Here is a 24,484-nt window from a genome sequence, read left to right as displayed (position 1 = left end):
AAACAGAAATTTCACTAATTCATTTTTAATCCAAACTAAACCAACATTTTATTTTTTTTCAAAAAAAATTGCACCTCAACGCAACCATTCTTTTAAACGGCTATCTACAAGATATAAACCTATTTAAATAATTATGAAAAAATTAATGCTTGGCTTGTTTGTAGCCTTCGGATTCAGCGCCTGTTCTCTTAATGATGGAAATAACTATGTAGATTGTGGTGCCAATACTGTTGTAAATTTTACTGGTTTTCCTTTCGCATGTAACTATAGTGTAAAAAATATGCCAAATAATCCTGCTGTAGCAGTTATTGCTTCTCAGGAAAAAATGGATGAGTTCTTTTCAAAACATGCTAACAGCTGTCCTGTTGCAAGTGATCCTAACATTGATTTTACCAAACAATATTTAGTTGGAATTTTTGCTGGCGCTAAACCTACAAGCGGTTATGATATCGTAATTAGTTCTATTGTAGAAAACAATTGCGAAATTGTAGTGAACTACCACGAAAAAGCTCCTGCTACAGGCGAAAACGTAACACAAGTTCCTACTTATCCGTATGATTTTGTTTTGATTCCGAAAACATCAAAAGGAATGATTTTTAATAAAACAACAGAAACTTCAGACAACATTGTTATCGGAAGCTTTAACAGCAATTGTACTGGTGGCGACTGCCAAAAATTCTTCCAGATTAATGACTACAATACTTTAAAATTCTTAAATGTTGCAGCGGGACAATATGATTTTAATCAGTACAAATACACTCCGACAATTAAAAAAGGTGAATATACTTTATTCCTAAAAAGTGTTCCTGCTGAAATTTTAGCTTTAAAAGGCCAAACTAAAACGTACGGTTCTCCAGATGCTGCAGATCAAGGCGGAATTTATTTTGAGCTGCGCCAAGGAGCAAGCGTAACAAAAGTTTTTATCGATAATAATGATACGCAAGATCAAAGTGCCGACATCAAACTTTTCAAAAAAGCGATTCAGGAAAAAATTACAAGTTTAAAATAATACCATCATGAAGAAACTTTTATTGTCTTTTACTGTCTGTTTTCTTTTAACATCGATGATGCCTGTAAACACTTCTAAAGAGGCTGCAGCAGGATCTATAGTAAATACTTGGATTTGGGAAAAATCTATAGGAGGTTCTACTAATCCTTATGTGGCAACGCCAAAAACAATTGGATTTACCAAGAAAATTGTCTTTACTGAAAATGGAAGGGTTATTACCTATAAAAACAATGTAGAGATAAGAAATAGCGCTTATCAGATTGAAAAAGGAAAGGGATATTTTGACCAATCAGAACATGACCTAATTACGTTTGAAGGCAAAACTTACGTGATAGAAAACCTTGACAATCAAAACCTAACAATTGTAAGCAACAATCAAGAAGGTAGTCGAACTATTTTTAAAAGATAGTTTTGTAAGCTATTTAAAACTATTTTTGCAAAATCAAATTTGAACCATTTCTTGAAAGACGAGTTAGAAAAATACATCAAACTGTGCATGAAAAATGACAGGGAGGGACAGCTGAAAATTTATCAGCTGTTCTCTCCTGTTTTGTATGGTATCTGTTTGAAGTATATGAAGAACGAAGATGACGCGAAGGATGTTTTTCAGGAAGCTTTTGTAATTGCCTTTCAGAAAATAAGCCAGTATAAGTTTGAAGGAAGTTTTGAGGGCTGGCTGAAACGGATTTTTATAAACAAACTCATCGAAACTTTAAATAAAAAGAAAAAAGAGAGTTTCTTTTTAGATGTTTTTGATCCCGACACCGATTTTGTCGAAGAAGAGGAACTCGAAGCGATACCGATAGAACAGGAAAAACTGCTAGAGTACATTCGGGATTTACCAGATCAATATCGGACGGTTTTTAACTTGTATGTATTTGAAAAAATGAAACACCGGGAAATCGCCGAACTATTAAAAATCTCCGAAGGAACATCAAAATCAAATTTAAATCGCGCCAAACATATATTACAAAAGCGAATTTTGAGCATAAAAAATTTTAAAACAGCATGAAGAAGCATAAAATAGAAGATATTTTTTCATCAATGGAAGACTTTTCCACTGTTCCGCCACCGGAATTATGGGGTCAGATTGAAGAAAAACTAGACAAACCTAAAAAGAAGAAGAGAGTTGTTCTTTGGTGGTCGGCTGCTGCATGCTTATTATTAGGGTTGCTTCTGCCTACAATTTTACATTTTACTGCTTCGCCTGAGAATATCAATCTTAACAACGGCGGTTTAGAGAATAGTACAAATAGTGTTGTTCTTGACAAAAAGACAAATGATGATGCTAACAACAAAAATCTAGATCAAAATAGAAATAGCAGCAAAACAGCTGATTCTTTAAACGAAAATTCTGCTATAAAAAATCAATTCAATACAGGATCAGGAATCCAAGTTGAAGAAACTTCTGTAGCACATTCCAATTCCACAAACAAAAACAATAAAAAAGATTCTAAATACAGTGCGCCAAGTACTGCTAATGTTCCGAACGAATCTATTGCATTTCAGAATTCTGTTTCATCCGAAGAAAAAGCTTCTGTGAAATCTTCTAAAAAATCTGTTTTAGAAAACAGTGCTAAATCTTCTAACAGATCTTCTTATAAAGGAGTTTCTGAAGAAAGAGTAGCATTTGGCAAAACAAACCAATTTAATTCGAAAACAGAAAAACAGCTTTCGAACTCCATTTTTGAGGAAAAATTGAATACTAAAAACAACTTAAATGTTGCTTTTAATACTTCAGCTTCAGATGTAAACGCCAATATTTCGAAACAAAATACAGCCAAAGCTAAAGCTGTCTATGAAAATACTTCTGCAGAGTTAGCATTTAAAGGCGATTCTAAAGATAATTTGAAAAACAATTTAAAGAATAACTTGAACGACGGCTTTAAAGATAATTCGAAGTTTAACAGTAATGCTTTAACGAAAGTTGATTCGGCGCAGCTTGCAGAACTTCAGAATTTAGAAAAAGGAATTTCAACTCCAGAAGTGGAGAAAGACAAGAAAGAGAAAAAGGATAAAAAAATTGATCCAAAAGAAAGATGGAATCTTGCTGTTTTTGCCGGTGTCGCTAGTTCTGAAAACACCAACAACGAAAAAACTTTAGGAAACGTAAACGATTCTAAACAATCTAGCACTTACGGTGTTAAAACAAAATATAACATTAATAAAAAATGGGCTGTAAGCTCGGGGCTGAAATTTAACGAATTAGGTCAAAGCGTTGCCAATGTTTCTTATGTAAATGCCAAAAACAATGCTCTTTTTGTTCCTGGCGCTTCTTCTATGGTGAGTGATGCTGCTCCGGTAGGAAATAGTTCAGAATATCTTTTTGTTTCGAATAGTACAAAAGAGGCTTTGAAAAGCGACAATGTACAAAGCGGAAATCTGGATCAAAGTTTGAGATATATAGAAATGCCATTGGAGGTTTCTTATGCTGTTTTTAATAAAAACAGAGCGAGCATTAATTTGAATACGGGAGGTTTTGTCGGTAAATTGATTTCTAATAATGTTGCCCTAGACGGACATAGTATTGGTCAAAACATTGATGCCAACGATTATGTTTACGGTTCAACTTTGAGCAGTACAGTTCAGTATCGCGTGTACAAGAAAACGAATGTGTTTGTAGAACCTGCGGTAAATTATTATATCAATCCGTTAAACAGCCAGTCTTTCAACCAGTTTCAATGGGGATTAAATTTTGGTTTGAATTTTAATTTCTAAAATAAATTTGCAGTACTTTTCAGAAAAACTTTAGAATTCGTTTTATGAATAGCACCACTGCATCGGCTGATTTATTATTAAGCAAAGAAATCATTTTTGACAAAGTCGAATTACAGCTTACTTCTTTGCAAAAAGAATCGGAAAGTGAAGAATACAGCGCTTTTCGTTTTGTGCTAAACAGCAAAAATATTTGTTATCGTGAAGCGAAAATTACGCCAACCAAAACAGGCCAGTTTGTGACGTTATGGAAACGAAATAAAACTGGAATTATTGAACCTTTTGATTTTACTGATAATATTGATTTTGTAATAGTGAATGTTCGAAAAGAGGAGAATTGGGGACAATTTATTTTTCCGAAGAAAATACTATTAGAAAAAGGCATTTTTTCTACTCCAAATAAAGAAGGAATTCGAGCTACAAGAGTTTATCCGCCTTGGAATGAAACTACAAGCAAACAGGCACAGAAAACGCAGAAATGGCAATTAGAGCATTTCTATAACTTTACCGATCAAAGCAATATTGATTTAAAAGAATTCAAAAAAATATTTGCATAAAAAAGGCAGTCGTAAAATGACTGCCTTTTGTGCTTTATAGTAATTCTTTTATTTCTTAATGACTTTATCTTTAAAAATCACTTTATTATTTTCGATTACGGTGTAGAAATAAACTCCAGAAACCAGATTATTAACCGCAACAACGGCTGTACTTACTTCAGATTCATTTTTAACGCTAATTGAGTTTCCAATCGCACGTCCGTTAAAATCGTATAATCTAATTTTTAAATCTCTTCCTTGCGTTGTTTTGATATCAAAATTCAAAACATCTGTAGCAGGATTTGGATATGCTTTTACGAAATATTTGTTTTTTCCAAAATCAGGCGTAGAAAGCACGTCTTGCTTTAAGTCAAAACGAGCAATTACAGGTCCATGATCTGATGTTGTTGTCGTGTAATTTGCAATGTCATTTCTTGGATCATAAACGGTTGTTGACTCGTTTATATATTGATCAAATAATTCATTAGAAATCATAATATGATCTAAGAATCCACCCGAAGTCAAAAAGCTAAAAGCACCTGCTTGACTTATCTCTAAAGTCAGTGCTTTATAATTGCTAGTATCTGTAACAAAGTTCTCATAAGTTGAAGGATTGTTAGTTCCGAAAACAGATTTTTTTACATCATCGTTGTAATCCCCCAGGATAATTAAATTATCATTTGGATAATGTGTATCCAAACTGTCTTTAAAAACTTCGATATCGTACTTACGTCTTGTATATGTTGTCATATCAGTTCCACTATTTGCACGAGCATGAACATCTATAACCTTAACTTCACTTTTAACTCCATTAACATTCGTTTCTAAAGTTACAATATAAGGTAAACGTCCTGAAGAGAAAAATCCTGAACTCGGGTGAACTGGCGGATTACTTGCCGGTAATGGATAATTGGCTAAAGTTTTAGTTCCTGCAACTAATTCAGTATAAAATTCGTCAAACATTACTCGAGTTTTTTTCACTGTAGCAGTTTGAGTATTATAAATAACTACTAGCTTTTGAGGTGGAAAATTTGGGTCTGAATTTGGATCCCATGAATATGACCAAATTGGCGAAATAGTTTTATCGAACGTCTTCCCATTTATATTCAATTTCTGAATTAAATCATCTATTGCTGTATCACTAGAAACTTCCTGAACAACATATACGTCAGCATCTAGTTTATTCATCACTTTTGCAACGTTTTCAATTTGCAACGCATTATCTGATGGTCCATTACTAGGATTATCAGAACCAAAAAACTCTAAATTATAAGTAACAACATCAAAAGTTTCTGATTTTGGCAAAGAAGAACCTGTAAGAAATCCAACTTGTTTGCTTAATGATGTTCCCGTTACTGTTAAAGAACCAGATATCTTAAATTGTTTTACAATTGGCGCAAACTTAGCATAAAGTGTTTTACCTGCTGAAGCATCTGTAGAAGTTATTACGATACTTGATGTAAACGAAATATTATCTGCTGAAATTTTGTATGATGCTGGAGCTGTAATTGTAATGTCTCCGTAACCTTCTGCTTTAAAATTAAAAGACTGAGCATCTGACAGTGTATTTTCATTAATTACACCAAAATCTAAAACAGGATTTAAATCTACATAACCTGTCTCGTCTTTTACAACAAAATCATCAAACGACCATTCAGAGGCAAAGTTTGTACCTCCTTTTGTTGTCTCATAAACCCAAGCCAAATAAGTATGATCTGTTTTATAGTCTGTCAATTTTATATATTGTGATTGTACATAAGTTCCTGTAGTTGTTGGGAATTTACCATCAATTTCTGTCCATATAGCAGTATTTGGATCGCTAACTCCATCATAGTTAGTAGAAACCATTAGTTTAAGAGATGGTCCTGCATAGAATTTGCGAGAATAAAAAGATAATAATGGAAATTCTCCAAAATTATTTAAACGTAATTTAGGCGAAATCAACCAATCTTTACTAGCTCCAGCATCTGAATATCCATTAACTAAAACTGCTCCAGCTCCAGAATTCACATTTCTCACGACATTAGTATAAGCCCATTTATTTAAAGGACCTGCTTCATCGTATTGTTTCCAACCACTGTTAGTTAAAACATTAGGATCATTAAAATCTTGCTCGTAAGCATTAATTCCATATCCAGTCAAAGTAACTTTTTTTGTTACTGCCCTGTTTGTTTCATGTGTTATTTGTCCGCTAAAAGCAGAAACTGCATCTGGTGTAAATTTTACATATACTGTTGGAGTTGCATTTGAAGCAAATTCTGAAGGAACAAATGTTATTGAAGATGCAAATGCAATATTATCTTTAGAAATAGTAAAATTTGCAGAAGAAGTTAAAACCATATTATCAGTAAGGTTTGAAGCCTGAACTTGATAACTTAAAGTATTTGAAGCATAATTAAATTCTGCAATTCCTAAATCTAAAGAAGCAATTGTTGTAGATATTTCTGGACTTGCAACACTTAAAGTTGTTGCGTCAACTTTACTTACAACTGTTTGCGTATTATCATAAAGATCTTCTGATATAGAAAAAACAGAATACGTTGTATTTAGATCTAAAGCAGTAAAACTTTTTGAGTATTCTAATGCTGGATCTGTGATATTGAAAAAACCAGATTGTAAAGCAGCATTTCCTGTTGCATCCTGCCCTGCTTTTATTTGTGCAATTGTTGGTTCAGCACTTCCGACAGGTACTAACACATAATATGTTTTTCCTCCTTCATTTATTTTATTAACAAAATCAAAACCAGCAGACAAGATATTAGCCACTTTAGGATAACCTGCATCAGAAATTGGAGCAACATTATCACTTCTAACATCAATATCAGCAATCGCAAAAGCTGGACGAGCGCCTGATCCAGAAACTTGTCTTGTTATCCAACGAATTTGAACAATAGGTTTATCATCACATTCTGTCGGCAATGTTAAAGAAAAATGCTTCGTTTGCATCGGAACTCCAGCGGTTTCACTTGTACGTGTAGTTGTGTTATTTTGAAATAACGTTTCATTCAAGGTTATAAAATTCCCTGTCTCACCAACTCGATATTGCAAAGCCATCTCATTAATACGGTTAGTAGTAGTTCCTGCAACATATGGATTACGAACTACCATTACATCATATTGTACTCGCACTTTTGTATTTTCACTTGTATTTACAGCAAGAGCTATTGTTTGATCAAGGAAGCTTCCAGCATTTAAAAAACCGATTTTTTGATTATAATTATAAATATTTCCTCCATTAGAACTAGCTGAACCACCTGCTGTTAATGGTTTATCAGATGTTACGGTAGTGGTAAAATTTGAAGGCGTTGTTAAGCTTGAACTTGAAGGTGTACTAGCATTCCAACCTTGAATACCATCAGGATAAGTAGTAGGATTATCTACTAATCCTTCAAATTTTTGTTTATAAGGTAAAGACTGAGCCGCTGGCATTGTCTGAGCAAAAAGATTCCCAGAAATGCAACTAAAAAAACATAAAAGAGCCAAAAGATGGTGCGAAAGGTAAAGTTTTTTCATACGTTAAAAAATAGAGTTTTTAGAAGTCAAATTTAGAGTCTTTAAAGTTAAGCCAATATTACAAAACCATAAATTTAACGTTTACTTATTTATCAATATAATTCAATAAAGCTTAACACATTATTAAAGATAATAAAATAAAATCAACAAAAAACAGCTATTACAAAACATTATTCAAAACCAAAAAACACTAGCAAACACTGTACTTCCTACAAATACAGCAGGATTTTAAACTAAAAAAAGCAGCAAACTTGCGCTTACTGCTTTTCCAATTGTTTATGTTATTTACTCTAATAAATACTAAACTGCTGTATAACCTCCATCGGCTATAATATAACTTCCTGTGGTGAAAGAAGATTTTTCAGAACTTAAAAATGTAACCAATTCAGCAATTTCTTCTGCTGTTCCTAAACGGTTCATTGCAGATTTTGCTGCCACGGCCTGCATCATTTCTTTATTTAAATTATCTTTTAAAAGCGCTGTTTCAATATAACCTGGTCCAACCGCATTGCATCGAATATTTTTCTGTGCATATTCTACTGCTATATTTTTTGTTAAACCAACAACAGCATGTTTAGAAGCTGTATACGCTGGACTCAGTGGAGCAGCAACTTGTCCGTGAATCGAAGCGATATTTACAATGCTTCCTCCTCCGTTTTTCTCCATTTGTTCCAATTGGTAACGGCAGGCATAAAAAACGCCATTTAAGTTTAGCGCAATAACTTTATCCCAAGCTTCTGGTTCGTATTCTCCAGTTGGTTTTGCTGGTCCTCCCATTCCTGCATTGTTGCAGGCAATATCCAAGCGGCCGTATTTTGAAACCGTAACCTCAACCATATGTTTGTTGTCACTGGCACTCGACGAATCTCCTTTTACAAAAAAAGCTTCTCCGCCCTTTTCTTTTATTTTATTTACGGTTTCTTCACCGTGCTCTACATTTATATCAGATACTACAACTTTTGCTCCTTCTCGAGCGTACGCTTCTGCAACTGCGCGACCGATTCCTGAACCTCCACCAGATACAAAAGCTACTTTATTTTCTAAAAGTGCCATTTTATTATATATTTTAAATTGATTCCTCTAATTTACGAAGAACTCAAGGGATACCGAAGCTTTAAAAAGAGTTTACAATAACATTAACGCTTACCGCTAATGTTATGTTATTTGACACTAAATTGACTCGATTTTGCTGAAAATTTCGTATTGTCTTATTCGTCTTCATCCAATTTCATATTCCCGCGATCCTTATGATTATCGGGATGCGAGTTTGGATATCGGTTTGCAGTAATATCAGAGTTGCGATCTTTATTCTCTACGGTTTTCTCAGCCTCTTCATCTGTTTTTACTCCACGATTCGAATTTGGATTATCCGGATTGGTTTGATGCACAGCTTTATGAATATCTTCATTTTCATTTCTAGCTCTTTCGACAATCTTTTTATCGCCGTCTCTATCTGTTATCAATTCTCTGTTCAATTTTGCATCTTTTAATTCATCATCGTGCGAAACGTTTTTTCCTTTAGATTCGTCAATATTTTTCTGCGTTCCGTTTATCTTTTTGGTTCCTAAATTATTCGTTTCCATAACAATTTCATTTTAAATTTAATTTATAATATTACGAATTCTTACTTTGAAAAAATTATGACTTAAGAGTGCTTTTCTTTTATAATTGCCATCTGCTTTTTATTTTACTATCTTTATTTACAACATTTTACAATTAAACTAAATCCTGACTTATGAATTTCTTTACGATCAAAACCAGCTGGTCTAACGCCGAATTTATCTTAATCAAACTTTGTATGGCTTCTGCATATCTTTTTATAGGAAGTTATTTCCATGACTTTTTTCAAGATTATTATAACATATTATTTATTGTATTTGGCTTCACTGCAATTTGGTTTGTGTACCAATGGCTGAAAAAAATGAAATCACAAACACCGCAATAGGATTTAATTTTAATAAAGGAACTATCTTTGCAAAAAAATTAAAAATGCACCGACACTTCATTCTTTTTAAACCTTACGGCTATTTAAGCCAATTTATTTATGAATTAAAAAGAAAGAAAAAGCTTTTGGGCGAACTATATGATTTTCCTGAAGGAACTATGGCAATCGGTCGCTTAGATGAAGATTCTGAAGGTTTGCTTTTGCTGACGACTGATGGCAATATGAGCGAATTGGTTCGCAGCAAAAAAGTAGACAAAGAATATTATGTTCAGGTTGATGGCATAATTACTCCCGAAGCCATTGAAAAATTGCAAAATGGTGTCGAAATTGGCCTTGACGGCGGAAAATACAAAACCAAACGCTGTAAAGCTTCTATGGTAACCGAGATTCCTGATTTTGGTCCTAGGGCAAAAAAAATCAGAGACGAACGTCACGGACCGACTTCTTGGGCTTCTATTACAGTTCGCGAAGGCAAATTTCGCCAAGTGCGAAAAATGACCGCTGCAGTTGGTTTTCCGACGTTGCGTCTCGTTCGTGTTCGAATAGGAAACGTATATTTGCAAAACCTAAAAGCAGGTGAAGTGCGTGAAGTTTCCGATTTTGAATTAGATAATTAATTAGATAATGTGTCAATTTGATAATTAGATAATTTCAATTCATAACTCATAATTCATAATTCATAACTCAAAAAGATGTTAAACGTAGTTCTTGTAGAACCAGAAATACCAAATAATACCGGAAATATCGGAAGATTGTGCGTTGGTACAGAAAGCCGACTTCATTTAGTCCATCCGTTCGGATTTGTAATTAACGACAAAAACCTGAAACGTTCGGGATTGGATTATTGGGTGCATCTTGATGTTACCGAATATCAAAATGTAGAAGAATGGATCGCACAGATTCCAGATCATTCTCGTGTATTTTTAATGAGTTCGCACTCTGAAAAGTCCTATTTGGAAAACGAATTTCAAGACGGCGACTGGCTGGTTTTTGGGAAAGAAAGTGTGGGCTTGAGCAAGGAGTTTATGGAGAGATTCGAAAATCATTTAACGATTCCGATGTCACAACTTATTCGCAGTTTTAATATTGCCAATTCGGTTGCGTTTGTAATTGGTGAAGCGAAAAGACAAATTGGATTGAAGAAATAACTGTTTCGAACTCCTGCAAGGTTTTAGAAACCTTGTAGGTGTTTAAAAATTCGTAAATGCAATTCAGACCTACAAGGTTTCGAAAACCTTGCAGGCCAACAAAAAATTCCTAACTCACAATAAACTTCCCTTTTTCAGCATCAAAAAAAATATATTCGTCTTTGAATAAATTGCTGAAACTTCCATTCGAAATTAAATTGCAAGGTTGATCTTGTACAATATTTTCTGGTGTCATTATGATCATTTCGTCGCTTAACTGAATGGCTAAATCAATATCGTGAGTTGAAAATAAAATGCATTTTTGTGTTTCCTGAGTCAGTTTCTTCAATAGTTTGAATAACGAAACTTTATGGAGTAAATCAAGATGTGTTGTGGGTTCGTCTAGAATGATTAATGGCGTATCCTGTGCCAAAGCTCGTGCAATGAGAGCTTTCTGTAATTGTCCGTCACTAATCTGAAAATGCTTTTTTGAAGCCAAATGTTCGATTTGAGTTAGCCTCATTGCATCCTGAACTTTCGTAATATCTTCGTCAGATAATTTATCTACCCAATTAGTATACGGCTGGCGGCCTAAAGCGACCAATTCGAAAACAGAAAGATTACTTGGCGGCAGTTTTTCAGTTAAAACTAAACTCAGATTCTGCGCCAATTCTAAAGGCTGATAATCAGAAATCTTTCTTTCATTCAAATAAACATTTCCCGATAAAGGTTTCTGAATTCCCGTAATGGTTCTCAGCAACGTTGACTTTCCAATTCCGTTTGCTCCTATTAAAGTAATTAATTTCCCCGAAGCTAAATTTAGATTTAGATTCTCAGCAATAGTCGTAACACCTTTCTTGGATTTATATCCAATATTTAAATTTGAAGTGGTTAAGATGTTTTTCATTTTTAAGGTACTAAGTTACTGAGGTTCTAAGTTTTTTCTTCTGCTATAGATTAAAGGATTAAAATGATTAAAAAATCTGTGCTAATCTGTGTAATCTGTGGCAAATAATTTATTAAATATTTCTTTTTCTAACTAAAAGCCAAACCACAACCGGTGCGCCAATTATAGAAGTGACCGCATTTATTGGAAGTGTTACATCAAAGCCTGGCATTTGCGAAACAATATCACAAAACAGCATTATGATAGATCCGAAAAATAAAGTGCTCCAGAATAATATGGTATGATTACTAGTCTGAAAAGTCAGTTTTGCAATATGGGGAACTGCTAAACCAACAAATGCAATTGGTCCTGCAAATGCGGTAATGGCTCCAGATAAAATGCTGGTTGCGAAAATGATTATTAGCCTTGCCTGTTTAAAATTTAATCCCATGCTTTTCGCATAGTTTTCGCCAAGAAGCAATGCGTTTAAAGGTTTGATACTTTTGGCACTTAATAGCAATCCGATTCCAACACAGAATGTCAAAACTATAATAGTAGTCCAAGAAAGGTTTCCGAGATTTCCCATAGACCAGAAAGTAAATTTCTGCAGCTGTTCTGCGGTGCTAAAATAAGTCAAAACACTAACAATGGCGGTTGTAAAACTTCCAAACATCAATCCGACAATTAAAATTGCCATTGTATCGCGTAAACGTTGCGAAACGACTAAAACTAGAAAAAGAACTAATGTGCTTCCTAATGTTGATGCCAAAACAATTCCGTAAGAAGACAATGCAATTACGCTTAAAAAAGAAGGCAGAAATCCTGCTCCTAAAATCACAAAAGCAACGCCTAGACTTGCGCCAGAACTCAATCCTAAAACATAAGGCCCCGCAAGCGGATTACGAAATAAAGTCTGCATCAAAAGTCCGCTCATTGAAAGTCCCGTTCCGACTAAAACGGCAGTGATCGCTTTTGGCAAACGGTAATTGATAATAATATATTCCCAAGTTGATTTTGCCGCATGCCCTCCCGTTAAACTAGCAAAAACATCTTTTAGCGGAATGGTAACCGATCCTAAACTAATGCTGGCAAAAAACATTACTAAAAGACTTAATGCCAAAACGGCAAATAAAATGGTATTTCGAGTTTTACTTACCAAAATTAATTCAGTTTAGAAGCAAAAGTAAATTCGTAGCTCGTCAATAAATCAGGATGGAAAATCTTAATATAATCTTTCAAAACCAAATCTGGTCGGCTTGGCGCCAATTCATAATAAACCGTTCCTCCAGTTGCTCCCAATTTTCCTTCAAAATTGTAAACACTTTTATTTTTAAAAGCATCAAATTCAGCATAATGCGGATTTGCTTTTTGCAATTCGTCCAAACTTCTAAAAGAGCCCGAAGCAATCCATACATTGGCCTCTTTTGCTTTGTCCAAAACTTTTTCAAAAGACAAACCTTCGCTTCCTGTCCCCTCTAGATCAGCCCATAAATAATTAGATTTCGCATCTTTCATAAACTGCGCAACCCAGCTGTTTCCTTTTGCAACATACCATACATCTTCGTACATCGTACCATATAAAACTTTTGAAGTTGCAGGTTTCTCATGAACCAGTTTTTTTGCTTGATTGTAACTGTCTACTATTTTATCAAACAGCTCTTTCGCTTTAGCTTCTTTTCCAAACAAAGCGCCGTAAAGTTTAATCCATTCAGCTTTTCCAAGCGGAGATTGTTCCATCCAATCGCCTTGAATTAGCACATTCAATCCGCTTTTTTTAAGATTATCCAGCATCGGATTATTGTTATCAATACCAAAAGTAACAATCAAATTGGGTGACAATTCTATCAATTGTTCAATATTTAATTTTTCATTTTGTCCAACATTTTTCACAGAACCTTTATCAATTAATACTCTGGTTTTTTCAGAAGAAATATAATCAGTATGCGGAAATCCGACCAATTTATTCTCCACTTCCAGCATTTCTAAAAAAGGAATATTGGTTGTTGAAGTTACCACAATGGTTTCTAGAGGAACTTTTATAGAAGGATATTTTTTTAAACTGTCTGGAATTTGCGCCTCTTTTTCTTCTAAAATATAAGTGAATTTTCCCTTAGCATTTGGCCATGGATTGCTAACTTTCACAATCGAATAACCTTCGTTTTTTACAATGGAAAGTCCCGATGCAAATTCGATACTTTCTTTGGCAGCGATAGATTTTACAGTATCTTGCGTTTCATTTTTTTTACAGCTGATTACAATAAAAAGTAAAAAAACGACTTGTAATTTATGGAAAAAATATTTCATGTTTTATGTTTTGTGTGGTCACAAAGGTAAATCAATTTCTATTTTTTTTGTTTACCTTTATTCCTACAAATTTAAACAAATAGCCTTTTATTTGATGAATGTACCAAAAACAAAAATCTGCTCCAGTTGTGAAACTGCTTTTTCCTGCGGCGACACTTCACCCGAAAATAAGTGCTGGTGTAATGATTTCCCACCTATTTTCAATCTTTCAGACGGAGGCGATTGTCTTTGTCCCGCCTGCTTTAAGGAAGCTTGCGAAGATAAAATCGATGCTTATGTCGAAACTGTAACTCCCAAAAAGGCTCTTAATAATAAGGCTATGTTTTTGCCTAAATCTGATAATTTAATTGAAGGAATCGATTATTATATTGAAAATGGCAATTATGTTTTTAAAGCTTGGTTTCATCTAAAAAGAGGAACTTGCTGCGGAAATAACTGCCGACATTGTCCTTACAAGTAATTATGAATTATAAATTATGAATTATGAGTTGGCCTTGATAATTAATTTATAACTTGGCAGAACTCATAATTCATAATTCAAAACTTATAATTAATCAAAATGATTTACTTAATCACCGGCGGCGAACGTTCTGGAAAAAGCAGTTATGCTCAGAAACTGGCTTTAGAACTTTCTAATTCTCCTTTATATGTTGCAACTGCCAGAAAATGGGACGCTGATTTTCAAAATCGAATTGATCGCCATCAGCAAGAAAGAGACGAGCATTGGACTAATATTGAAAAAGAGAAATTTTTAAGCGAAATTGATTTTTCTGGAAAAACGGCCTTGATTGATTGCGTAACGCTTTGGCTGACTAATTTTTTTGTTGACACTAAAAACGATGTGGCTTTAAGTTTAGAAGAAGCCAAAAAAGAATTCCTTGAAATTGCTAAACACGAAAATGCGAATATCATTATCGTAACAAATGAAATCGGAATGGGTGTTCATGCAGAAACTCATATTGGAAGAAAATTTGTTGAACTTCAAGGTTGGATGAATCAATTTATTGCCGCAAACGCCGATCAGGTTGTGTTGATGGTTTCCGGAATTCCGGTTAAAATAAAGGGAGAAAATTCCAAATTTTAAATTCCAAATTCCAAAGCTAAGCCTTACCTTTACTAGAATGTTTTTAATTTTGGAATTTAAAATGAGCAACCTAGACGATATCTTAAAATCACGCCGCGACACCCGACATTTTACTGCCGATGAAGTGCCCGACGAAGTAATTCAGAAAGCACTGCAAGCTGGACATTGGGCTCCGTCGGTCGGACTGACTGATGCTACAAGATATTATCTTATCAAATCGGATGAGGTTAAAACGTCTATTAAAAAGCTCTTTTTAGATTACAATAAAAAAGCGGAGGAACTAACCGACAATCCAGAACAAAAAGAACTTTACAGATCGCTGAAACTAGAAGCAATCGAAGAAGCACCAATCGGACTTATAATTGCTTATGACCGTTCTGTTTTAAATCAGTTTACAATTGGAACTATTGGCAGCAACGAAGCAGTGAAATTTAGTTCGGTTTGTGCGGCGCAGAATATCTGGCTTTCGCTTACAGAACAAGGTTACGGAATGGGCTGGGTTTCGATTTTAAATTATTATCAGTTTAAAAAAATCCTCGATTTACCCGAAAATATAGAACCGCTTGGTTATTTCTGCATTGGAAAACCAGCTACTAATTATAACAATCAACCAATGTTACAGCAATTGCATTGGAAACAAAAATCGGAAGCTCCTATTTGTTCTGAAATTAAAGAAATTCATTCAATAGCTATTCCGGATTTGGATTTAAAATCAGAAAACAAAATCCAGAATAAATCTGATTTTCATTCTCTTTTACAAGAAAAAATAGATTCTAAAACTAAACCTGTTGGTTCTTTGGGCACTTTAGAATCTTTGGCTTTTCAGATGGCATCGGTTTTTGAAACTTTGAATCCGAAAATTACCAAGCCAAATATTGTCGTTTTTGCTGCTGATCACGGAATTGCAAATCATGGCGTAAGCGACTACCCACAAGATGTTACGCGGCAAATGGTGACTAATTTTCTAGAAGGCGGCGCTGCCATAAACGTATTCTGCAAACAAAACAACATCGAATTATCCATTGTAGATGCTGGAGTGAATTATGATTTCCCAACAAATGCCAAATTAATCGATGCCAAAATTGCTAAAGGAACGCAGTCTTTTCTGCATGTCCCTGCAATGAGCGAAGCTGAAGTTCAATTGTGTTTCGAGAAAGGAAAATCGATTGTCGAAAATATTGCAAAATCGGGCTCTAATTGTATTGGCTTTGGAGAAATGGGAATTGGAAATACTTCAACCGCTTCTGTTTTAATGAGCCTTTTAACTGGTTTTCCTATTGAAGAATGCATCGGAAAGGGAACTGGAGTTGAAAACGAAAAACTGATTCTGAAACAAAATTTACTCAAAAAAGCAATTGATAATTATTCTGGTCAAGCCGAAATACTATCTCAACTTTCTTTTTTTGGAGGTTTTGAAATTCTTCAAATGGCTGGCGGTATGCTTGAAGCTTTTGAAAATAAAATGTTGATTCTGGTTGATGGTTTTATTTGTACGGTTGCTTATTTAATTGCTTATAAAATGAATCCGAACATCAGGCAAAACGCTGTTTTTTGCCACTGCTCTGCCGAAAAAGCACATTCGCAATTATTACATTATTTAGAAGCAAAACCAATTTTAAATTTAGATTTACGTTTGGGAGAAGGCACAGGATGCGCTGTTGCTTTTCCTATTTTGAAATCGGCTGAGGCTTTTTTGAATGAAATGGCTAGTTTTGAAAGCGCGGGGATTAGTAGGAAATAAAATATTTTCCTTAAACAAGATTTATTCGCAATTTTGTCATTCTGAGGAACGAAGAATCGCACGCGCATATCGACAAAGATTGAAGCTACACTTTGTGGAGTTCCTAGTGCGATTCTTCGTTCCTCAGAATGACAAAACTGATTGAAATTAATCATAATCAAATGAAAAAAGAACTACATATTTTCTTTACCTGTTTAATGTTTTACACCAGAATTCCATGCCCAAAAAACATTACACATCATCCAGATTATTTAAATAAAGCCACAAGATATTTTCCTTTTATTGGATGGATTGTTGGTAGTATTTCATTTTTTGTTTATTCTGTATTTGCCTTTTTTCTTTCTACAGAAACAGCCGTAATATTAGCAATCATTGCTTCTGTTCTGACAACAGGCGCTTTTCACGAAGACGGTTTTGCAGATGTCTGTGACGGTTTTGGAGGAGGATGGACCAAAGAAAAAATTTTGATTATTATGAAAGACAGCTCCATTGGCGCTTATGGAGCAATCGGGTTGGTTTTACTTTTTTTATTAAAATTCAAATTGCTTTCAGAATCTATTCTGCTATTTCAAGTTTACGATTCTGAAGCAGTTTTAAAAATTTTCCTTTTATTTATTTCTGCTCATTCTTTGAGTCGTCTCGCGGCAATCAGTATTATTTTTACACATGAATATTCTCGAGAAGATGCTTCGAGCAAAAGCAAACCCATTGCCAAACAATATACTTGGAAAGAAGTTTTTGGTTCTTTCTTTTTTGGTTTAATTCCACTGATTGTGTTTTCCACTTTTAATTTAAAATTCCTTTTAGCCATAATCCCCGTTTTTATAACAAGATATTTTCTTGCACGATATTTTCAAAAATGGATCGACGGATATACTGGAGATTGTCTTGGCGCCACACAGCAGGTTTGTGAAGTGGTCTTTTACTTAAGTATTTTATTTTTATGGAAATTTATTTAGTTCGCCACACCGAAACCATTTGTGAAAAAGGTATTTGTTATGGACAATCTGATGTGGATATTGCTGAACCGTTTGATGAGATTTTTAATAGAATTATTTCAGAATTACCTTCAGAAGCAGCTATTTTTACTAGTCCGTTAAAGCGTTGTGTGGTTTTAGCTAAACACATTCAAAACAATATTAAAACCATTTCTTATCAAGAAGACGAACGTTTAAAAGAAATGAATTTTGGAGATTGGGAATTGAAAACTTGGAATGAAATTCCGCCCGAACAACTCAATCCGTGGATGGAAGATTTTGTAAACATCAAAGTTTCCAACGGGGAATCTTTTGTTGAATTGCACAAAAGAGTTGGAGAATTTTTATCTGAAAAAATCTCAAAAATAGATCAGCCTGTCATCATTGTTGCACACGCCGGAATCATCAGAAGTATTTTATGTCATCAAACTTCGCTTCCGCTAAAAGAGGCCTTTAATAATAAAGTGGATTTCGGAGAAGTTATAAAAATTGATTTTTAGAGCAAATTATTTATAATTTTTCATGAAACGCAAAAGAAATTTGAATAATCAATATTTTTAACTTTATCTTTGCAGCAAATTAAGGTTGTGTTCTAATTTTTAAAAACACATTAAAAGGGAATCAAGTAAATTCTTGAGCTGTACCCGCAACTGTAAGCTAAGTTCAAACGAATGCTTGCTGTTAACTACAAACCACTGTCCGCCGAGGCGAATGGGAAGGTAAACAGCAAGACGCAAGCCAGGAGACCTGCCTTTGTAACAATTATCGAGCTCTCGGGAAAAAGAGTGTAGAAGTTATGACTTTAAAAAGACTTTTTACTTTTTGTGTATTTGTAATGTGCCAGATTATTTCGGCGCAGAGCGATTCTATTACCAGTCTTAAAGAAGTTTTTGTTTCAGACAAAAATTTAAAAACCTACTCCGCTTCACAGTCTGTTTTAAAATTAAATGATTCTATAATCAACAAAAATGAAGCGCTTTTAACCGATTTATTAAACTTTAATTCGACTTTATATTTTAAAGAATACGGACGCGGAATGCTTTCTACAGTTTCTTTCAGAGGAACAACTTCTTCTCAGACAGCTGTCATTTGGAACGGAATAAATATTAATTCCCAAATGAACGGAAGTACCGATTTTAATACGATTTCAGGTTCCGATTATAATTCGATAAGTGTAAAAGCTGGTGGCGGAAGTGTGATTTACGGAAGCGGTGCCGTTGGAGGAACTGTGCATTTAAATAATGATTTGTTGTTTTTTAATCGTTTTGAGAATAATTTAAGACTGGATTACGGCAGTTTTAATACGATTGGGATTAATTATAAAACTTCTATTTCTAATAAAAAATGGAGTGCTCAAATCGGACTTTCGAAAAACAGCTCTACAAACGATTACAAATATTTAAATCGATATACTTGGAGAGGAGAACAGCGCTGGAACCAAAACGGGCAATATGATATTATTACAGTAAGCGCCAATGCTGGATATAAATTCAACGAAAATCATATTTTAAAATTTTACAGTCAGACTTCAAACACGGATCGTAATACTTCTTTGGTGACAGAATCTGAAACAAAAAGTAAGTATGTAAATGGTTTCAATCGAAACTTATTGGAGTATGATGGAAATTTCGGAAAACTGAAAACCAATTTCAAAACAGCTTATATTTTCGAAAATTACCAATATTTTGCAGATAACGCTTCAAAATATTTTACCTACGGAAAAACTGAAAACTTGATCACAAAGTTGGATGTCGATTATCATTTATTCAAATCAACACATATAAACGCAATTGCTGATTACAGCAGAACAAACGGTTACGGAACCAGTTTTGGAAGCCATATTCGAGAAATAAGTTCGGCTGCTTTATTAATCAGACAAGATATTGGTGCTGACTGGAAGAACGAATTCGGCGTTAGAAAAGAATTTACTAGCAATTACAAATCGCCTGTTTTATTCAATATTGGTTCTTCATATAAATTCAACAACTGGTACAATTTAAAACTAAATATTTCTAGAAATTTCAGAATTCCGACTTACAATGATTTGTATTGGGATCAAGGAGGAAATCCAGATTTAAAACCCGAAAGTTCTTATCAAGGAGAAATTGGCAATGTCTTTACATTTAAAAATCTGACTTGGACACAGAATTTCTATTACATGAAAATTACCGATATGCTGCAATGGGTTCCTGGTTCAGGCGGTATTTGGACTCCACAAAATCAAGATAAAGTAAACAGCTACGGAACCGAGACGCTATTGGGATGGAAAAAAAGCTATGGCAAAAACATTTTTGCCGTAAATGCAACGTATGCTTACACAGTTTCCCAAGATGAGGAGACAAAAAATCAGATCTTTTTTGTTCCGTTTCATAAAGCCACAGGAGCATTATCTTATTCTCGAAATAAAATAAGCGCTTACTATCAAATTCTTTATAACGGATTTGTTTATACAAGAGCCGACAATAATCCTGATGAAATTATTAATGATTATACGATTTCAAATATCGGAATCGATTATGATCTGAAGTTTTTAGATTCTTTTAAAGTAGGTTTTCAGGTTTTAAATCTTTTGAATAAAGATTATGAAAGTTTAGAAAACAGACCAATGCCAGGTCGCAATTTCAATGTGTATTTAACCTTAAAATTTTAATATATGAAATTTAGTAAATTACTTTTAATAGCGTTAAGCATTTCGTTATTCGCTTCTTGTTCAAGCGATGATGACGATTCTCCGAAAGGTGCTTACGACAATGGTTTTTTCATTTTAAATGAAGGATCTACAGATGCTGGAACTGTATCGTTCTCTAGTAATGATTTCAGTATTTTTACAAAAGATGCTTATAAAGCAGAAAACGGATCTGATGTACTTGGAAAATTTGTACAAAATATCTTTTTTAGTGGAGACAGAGCTTACATTATTGCTGGAGGATCGAACGTAATCACTGTTGTAAATCGTTACACATTTAAATTAATCGCAAAAATTGATTCTGGTCTTGCAAATCCAAGATATGGAGTTGTAAAAGATGGAAAAGCGTATGTAACGAATGCAAACACATATTCTTATATAAATCCAGAAACTGGAGACACTGATGACTATGTTGCTGTAATTAATTTAGCTACTAATACCGTAGAATCTAAAATTGAACTAAATGCAACTGCAAACAGATTAATCTTAGAAGATGGTAAATTATACATTACAGAACCTAACAGCAGCACTAAATTGCTAATTGTAAATATTGCTACAAAAGCAATAGAAACTGTAGAAATTGGTCTTAGTGGTGATTCTATCGAAGAAGAAAACGGCACATTATTTATTCTAAAAGCTCCTTTCACTGGATTAGGAGAAATTGTAAAAGTAAAAATATCAGATAAATCTGTCTCTAGAATACCATTTCCTGAGAGTTTAGCTGGAACGCGCGGTATGGATATTGAAAACAACAAAATTTATTATACTGCAGGAAGTGCTGTATATGCTATGGACATCAATGCAACAACTCCTTCTACAACAGCAATTATAAATTCACCAGCTACTAATATTTACGGTTTTGCAGTAGAAAACAACCGCATTTATATTGCTGATGCAGCATTCAATAAAGATAGTAAAGCTTTTATCTACAACTTATCCGGAGTTCTGCAAAAAGAATTAACTGTTGGTGTAGGTGCAAACGGGTTCTACTTTAACGATTAATTTTATCCTTAGAATTAGTTTTTGTTTTTTTATGGAAAAGGCTTTCAGTGATGAAAGCCTTTTCTATTTTCTTTTTAAAATTCCAATATTTAAATTCCAAATCCCAATTTTCAAATCCATCCAATTTTTGGAATTTGGAATTTGGAATTTTATTTTAACCCTTTTACTGGAGGAGCGGTTTGAAAATACATTCCGTGTCTTAATCCATTAATGATTTTTGAATCTGTTAAATAAGGAAGCTCTGGTCCAGAAGTAAAAATTCTTTTTGCAGCAGATCCTGTAATTTTTGAAATAGCCAGACTAAGCAAAGGTTCAGAGGTTTCTCCTAAAACACCAAAAGTATCTATATATTCTGTTTGCTGATATGTAGGCTGTAAACCTTGAGTATAATCTCCAAAACCTACAGAATTAGAAATTTTTAAAACCAAAGGCTGCATTGCGTACTTATGATTTGGATTGATTCCTTTTTTAGAAAAAAGTGTCTCAGAATCATAAATGGTATACGAACCTACGTTTTTACCTGTAGTCGTTTCTCCAATCTGAACTACATTAATATAAGGTTTCAATCCGTTAATAACCAATTCGCTCGCAGAAGCAGTACTTTCCGTCGTAATAATATAAACTGTATTTAAATTTAAACTGTTCAACGCTTTACCGTCAATATTATTTACAAATCTATAATTCAAATCTTCTAAATCTTCAGCTGTAAATTCTTTCATCAGCTTTGTATTAAACTGCGTTTTAGCAAAAACCTGATCATCAAACTGACCAGTAATCATACTAGAAAGCCTAATTGAAGAAGTAATAGCTCCTCCTCCATTATATCGAAGATCTAAAACTAAATCTGTTACACCCTGAGCTTTCAACTCACCAAATGCTTGATTTAATTTATCATCATAACCTGGGTAAAATCCATTATACATTAAATAACCAATTTTATGGCTTCCAGAAGTAATCACTTTATTAATCAAAATAGGATTTTCTTCTAAAACAGTTTTAGTCAACGCAACCGATTTTCCATTCAAAACGTATCCGCTTCCATTATAATCTGCCAAGTTTAGCGTATAATTATCTGAGTTTAATAATAGTTCCTGATAATTTGAAACAGTCAATTTTACGCCATTCACACTTGTAAACAAGTCTCCACGTTTAATTGCTTTTGTAGAAGCATCAGAATTTGGTATAATGTAGCGCACATAACCTACCACATCATTTGAACCTGCAGCAACACGGCTCAATCTGAAATCGACACCATTATTTTTTGTAACACCGCTTAATTCCTGTTCTAGAACAGTATAATCGTCAACAATCCAGCTGAAACGGTCAATGGCGTCATTTGGATATTTACTTTCTGGCTTGTACAATAAATCTTCAAACAAGTCTTCAGGTTTAGAATACCCCTTTAAAAATTGATTAAAATCGGGTTGCAGATTTCGTCCATCGGCTAGATTTGGCACATCGCCCTGCCATAAATAAACTTCATTTAATCCTCTCCAGATAAAATTATTAATTTGTGTATCTGCTGGAGCAGCAATATCGTCCTGATCTTCACAAGACTGCAAAGAAAAAGCGAACAAAAAGAGTAAAAGAATGCTCTTGAAAGTTGTTTTCATATCGTGTAGGTTTCTATATTCTGAATAAACGTAAAAGTAGTATCTTTAGTTTTAGCTTTATCATTAAAGCAGTATTTTTTTTACATAAAAAAGCGCAGAGTCACTAAGACAATTAAACCATATAAGTAATATCAGATAATTTAAGCTATTTTAAAAATAAGCTTATAACTTACTATGATTAAAAAAACTTTGCGCATTTGCGGTAACAAATATAATTGCCACTCGTCTTGAGCTAAGAGAATTAAAGTATATAAGATAAATTAATTATTCTAAAATGAACTTATATAACTTAAATGGTTTAAAAAAACTTTGCGCTTTTGTTGTAACAAATATAATTGTGCCTCGTCTTGAATATATAAGCTAACGATTAACCATCCAATTAATGAACCAAGTTGTATTTATAGAATTAGTAAATCCTTTTAAAGACAAAGTTTTTCGTCTGGCAAAAAGATTGCTTACCAGTACTGAAGAGGCCGAAGATGCCACTCAGGAAGTAATGGTAAAATTATGGAACAAAAAAGATAATCTGGAAAGTTATAATAGTGTCGAAGCTTTAGCCATGACGATGACCAAAAATTATTGTCTGGATCAGTTAAAATCGAAAAGAGCCAGTAACCTGCAAATTGTTCATAACAACTTTACCGATCGGCAGCCGCAATTGGATAAAAAACTAGAAGATGAAAATACTCTAGAATGGGTCGAAAAAATTATAAATGAGATGCCCGAACAAATGCAACTATTAATTCAGCTTCGAGATGTAGAGCAATATGAATTTGAAGAAATAGCCAAAATCGTAAACATGAACGAAACCGCAATACGAGTGGCGCTTTCGAGAGCAAGAAAAAAAATTAGAGAATCAATGACAAATACACACCTTTATGGAACTAAATAAAATAGAAGATTTATTAGCAAAATACTTTCAGGGAGAAACTTCTATTGCCGAAGAAAATCAATTAAAAAAATATTTTTCTTCGCCAGATGTTGCGCAGCATTTGGAGCAGTACAAACCTATGTTTGGCTATTTCTCTCAAGCAAAAGAACAGAAATCAACGTATGAAATTCCACTACAATCTAAGAAACGTAATGTAGCGTGGTTATCGATTGCGGCATCAGCTGTTCTTTTACTGGGTATCGGAACTTACTTTTTTATGAGCGAACAAAACAATACAACTGCAGTGGCTTCGCAAACAGAATTAGGAACTTACGATAATCCCGAAGAAGCTTTAAAAGCAACTCAAAAGGCTTTAGCTTTATTATCAAACAATGTTAATGTAGGTATTGAAAGTGTACAGTACATTAAAGAATATGAACAATCAAAAAACAAAATTTTCAAACAGTAATTAAAT

Annotated in this window: 24 protein-coding genes and 1 riboswitch; of the genes, 17 read left to right on the top strand and 7 right to left on the bottom strand. The window is 33.8% G+C overall.

Features of this window, described 5'->3' with window-relative positions:
• Positions 1-133: 133 nt before the first annotated feature.
• From ACWA1F_RS22980 to ACWA1F_RS22960, 5 genes are read left to right on the top strand one after another with little or no spacing between them, the layout of a single operon-like run.
• Positions 134-1,009: a protease complex subunit PrcB family protein gene (locus ACWA1F_RS22980; protein ID WP_456897257.1), complete on the top strand. Its 876-nt coding sequence runs from the start codon at positions 134-136 to the stop codon at positions 1,007-1,009.
• Between the two features lie 7 nt (positions 1,010-1,016).
• On the top strand, positions 1,017-1,418 hold the full coding sequence (locus ACWA1F_RS22975; protein WP_456897255.1) for a hypothetical protein: 402 nt from the start codon (positions 1,017-1,019) through the stop codon (positions 1,416-1,418).
• Positions 1,419-1,469: 51 nt separating this feature from the next.
• Positions 1,470-2,021: an RNA polymerase sigma factor gene (locus tag ACWA1F_RS22970; RefSeq protein WP_095929537.1), complete on the top strand. Its 552-nt coding sequence runs from the start codon at positions 1,470-1,472 to the stop codon at positions 2,019-2,021.
• Positions 2,018-3,727, top strand: coding sequence for a hypothetical protein (locus ACWA1F_RS22965; RefSeq protein WP_456897253.1), 1,710 nt, complete (start codon positions 2,018-2,020; stop codon positions 3,725-3,727). The genes ACWA1F_RS22970 and ACWA1F_RS22965 overlap by 4 nt, the downstream gene beginning before the upstream one ends.
• Positions 3,728-3,771: 44 nt before the next feature.
• On the top strand, positions 3,772-4,281 hold the full coding sequence (locus tag ACWA1F_RS22960; RefSeq protein WP_456897251.1) for a MepB family protein: 510 nt from the start codon (positions 3,772-3,774) through the stop codon (positions 4,279-4,281).
• A 48-nt stretch (positions 4,282-4,329) separates the two neighbouring features.
• Here the strand turns inward: ACWA1F_RS22960 and ACWA1F_RS22955 are convergent, their stop codons facing one another.
• The 3 genes from ACWA1F_RS22955 to ACWA1F_RS22945 all read right to left on the bottom strand — a co-directional run bounded on the left by ACWA1F_RS22955 (position 4,330) and on the right by ACWA1F_RS22945 (position 9,356).
• Positions 4,330-7,773, bottom strand: a complete 3,444-nt coding sequence (locus ACWA1F_RS22955; protein WP_456897249.1) for a choice-of-anchor J domain-containing protein — start codon at positions 7,771-7,773, stop codon at positions 4,330-4,332.
• A 300-nt stretch (positions 7,774-8,073) separates the two neighbouring features.
• Positions 8,074-8,826 carry an SDR family NAD(P)-dependent oxidoreductase gene (locus ACWA1F_RS22950; RefSeq protein ID WP_306158966.1) on the bottom strand — a complete coding sequence of 251 codons (753 nt, stop codon included), beginning with the start codon at positions 8,824-8,826 and terminating at the stop codon, positions 8,074-8,076.
• Positions 8,827-8,981: 155 nt separating this feature from the next.
• A complete protein-coding gene (locus ACWA1F_RS22945) occupies positions 8,982-9,356 on the bottom strand; it encodes a hypothetical protein (RefSeq protein WP_456897247.1) in 375 nt (124 codons plus the stop codon).
• A gap of 152 nt (positions 9,357-9,508) precedes the next feature.
• Here ACWA1F_RS22945 and ACWA1F_RS22940 point away from each other — a divergent pair, with 152 nt between their 5' ends.
• The 3 genes from ACWA1F_RS22940 to ACWA1F_RS22930 all read left to right on the top strand — a co-directional run bounded on the left by ACWA1F_RS22940 (position 9,509) and on the right by ACWA1F_RS22930 (position 10,866).
• Positions 9,509-9,718 (top strand): hypothetical protein, encoded by a 210-nt coding sequence (locus ACWA1F_RS22940; protein ID WP_456897245.1) that lies wholly within the window; start codon positions 9,509-9,511, stop codon positions 9,716-9,718.
• A 44-nt stretch (positions 9,719-9,762) separates the two neighbouring features.
• The gene (locus ACWA1F_RS22935; RefSeq protein WP_456897243.1) at positions 9,763-10,335 is read left to right on the top strand and encodes a pseudouridine synthase; all 573 of its coding nucleotides are present in this window, start codon (positions 9,763-9,765) and stop codon (positions 10,333-10,335) included.
• A gap of 75 nt (positions 10,336-10,410) precedes the next feature.
• Positions 10,411-10,866, top strand: coding sequence for a tRNA (cytidine(34)-2'-O)-methyltransferase (locus ACWA1F_RS22930; RefSeq protein ID WP_456897241.1), 456 nt, complete (start codon positions 10,411-10,413; stop codon positions 10,864-10,866).
• 109 nt (positions 10,867-10,975) lie between these two features.
• Here ACWA1F_RS22930 and ACWA1F_RS22925 read toward each other — a convergent pair whose 3' ends face one another.
• The 3 genes from ACWA1F_RS22925 to ACWA1F_RS22915 all read right to left on the bottom strand — a co-directional run bounded on the left by ACWA1F_RS22925 (position 10,976) and on the right by ACWA1F_RS22915 (position 14,035).
• Positions 10,976-11,752, bottom strand: a complete 777-nt coding sequence (locus ACWA1F_RS22925) for an ABC transporter ATP-binding protein (protein ID WP_456897239.1) — start codon at positions 11,750-11,752, stop codon at positions 10,976-10,978.
• A 112-nt stretch (positions 11,753-11,864) separates the two neighbouring features.
• The gene (locus tag ACWA1F_RS22920; protein ID WP_456897238.1) at positions 11,865-12,890 is read right to left on the bottom strand and encodes an iron chelate uptake ABC transporter family permease subunit; all 1,026 of its coding nucleotides are present in this window, start codon (positions 12,888-12,890) and stop codon (positions 11,865-11,867) included.
• Between the two features lie 2 nt (positions 12,891-12,892).
• Complete coding sequence (locus tag ACWA1F_RS22915) at positions 12,893-14,035, bottom strand: ABC transporter substrate-binding protein (RefSeq protein ID WP_456897236.1); 1,143 nt, start codon at positions 14,033-14,035, stop codon at positions 12,893-12,895.
• 94 nt (positions 14,036-14,129) lie between these two features.
• On the opposite strand from ACWA1F_RS22915, the gene ACWA1F_RS22910 reads away from it, so the two are divergent.
• From ACWA1F_RS22910 to ACWA1F_RS22880, 7 genes are all read left to right on the top strand, one after another.
• Positions 14,130-14,495, top strand: a complete 366-nt coding sequence (locus tag ACWA1F_RS22910) for a DUF5522 domain-containing protein (protein WP_456897234.1) — start codon at positions 14,130-14,132, stop codon at positions 14,493-14,495.
• A 99-nt stretch (positions 14,496-14,594) separates the two neighbouring features.
• Complete coding sequence (cobU, locus tag ACWA1F_RS22905; RefSeq protein WP_456897232.1) at positions 14,595-15,119, top strand: bifunctional adenosylcobinamide kinase/adenosylcobinamide-phosphate guanylyltransferase; 525 nt, start codon at positions 14,595-14,597, stop codon at positions 15,117-15,119.
• 61 nt (positions 15,120-15,180) lie between these two features.
• Entirely contained in the window at positions 15,181-16,860 is a 1,680-nt protein-coding gene (gene cobT, locus ACWA1F_RS22900) for a nicotinate-nucleotide--dimethylbenzimidazole phosphoribosyltransferase (RefSeq protein ID WP_456897230.1), read from the top strand.
• Positions 16,861-17,021: 161 nt separating this feature from the next.
• On the top strand, positions 17,022-17,819 hold the full coding sequence (locus ACWA1F_RS22895; protein WP_456897228.1) for an adenosylcobinamide-GDP ribazoletransferase: 798 nt from the start codon (positions 17,022-17,024) through the stop codon (positions 17,817-17,819).
• Positions 17,804-18,337, top strand: a complete 534-nt coding sequence (gene cobC / locus ACWA1F_RS22890) for an alpha-ribazole phosphatase (RefSeq protein ID WP_456897226.1) — start codon at positions 17,804-17,806, stop codon at positions 18,335-18,337. Before ACWA1F_RS22895 ends, cobC begins: the two co-directional genes overlap by 16 nt.
• Positions 18,338-18,402: 65 nt before the next feature.
• Positions 18,403-18,606, top strand: a riboswitch (cobalamin riboswitch).
• A gap of 27 nt (positions 18,607-18,633) precedes the next feature.
• Complete coding sequence (locus tag ACWA1F_RS22885; RefSeq protein ID WP_456897224.1) at positions 18,634-20,487, top strand: TonB-dependent receptor plug domain-containing protein; 1,854 nt, start codon at positions 18,634-18,636, stop codon at positions 20,485-20,487.
• A 3-nt stretch (positions 20,488-20,490) separates the two neighbouring features.
• Positions 20,491-21,525, top strand: coding sequence for a YncE family protein (locus ACWA1F_RS22880; protein WP_456897222.1), 1,035 nt, complete (start codon positions 20,491-20,493; stop codon positions 21,523-21,525).
• 149 nt (positions 21,526-21,674) lie between these two features.
• Here ACWA1F_RS22880 and ACWA1F_RS22875 read toward each other — a convergent pair whose 3' ends face one another.
• Complete coding sequence (locus tag ACWA1F_RS22875; protein WP_456897220.1) at positions 21,675-23,138, bottom strand: S41 family peptidase; 1,464 nt, start codon at positions 23,136-23,138, stop codon at positions 21,675-21,677.
• 382 nt (positions 23,139-23,520) lie between these two features.
• On the opposite strand from ACWA1F_RS22875, the gene ACWA1F_RS22870 reads away from it, so the two are divergent.
• Together ACWA1F_RS22870 and ACWA1F_RS22865 are read left to right on the top strand one after the other, a co-directional pair.
• Positions 23,521-24,030, top strand: a complete 510-nt coding sequence (locus ACWA1F_RS22870; protein ID WP_456897218.1) for an RNA polymerase sigma factor — start codon at positions 23,521-23,523, stop codon at positions 24,028-24,030.
• Positions 24,017-24,478, top strand: a complete 462-nt coding sequence (locus tag ACWA1F_RS22865) for a hypothetical protein (RefSeq protein WP_456897216.1) — start codon at positions 24,017-24,019, stop codon at positions 24,476-24,478. The genes ACWA1F_RS22870 and ACWA1F_RS22865 overlap by 14 nt, the downstream gene beginning before the upstream one ends.
• Positions 24,479-24,484: the final 6 nt, after the last annotated feature.

The sequence above is a fragment of the Flavobacterium erigeronis genome, assembly GCF_054075165.1.
The sequence above is the reverse complement of the archived record's forward strand: the minus strand, read 5'-3'. Positions and strand labels throughout refer to the sequence as shown.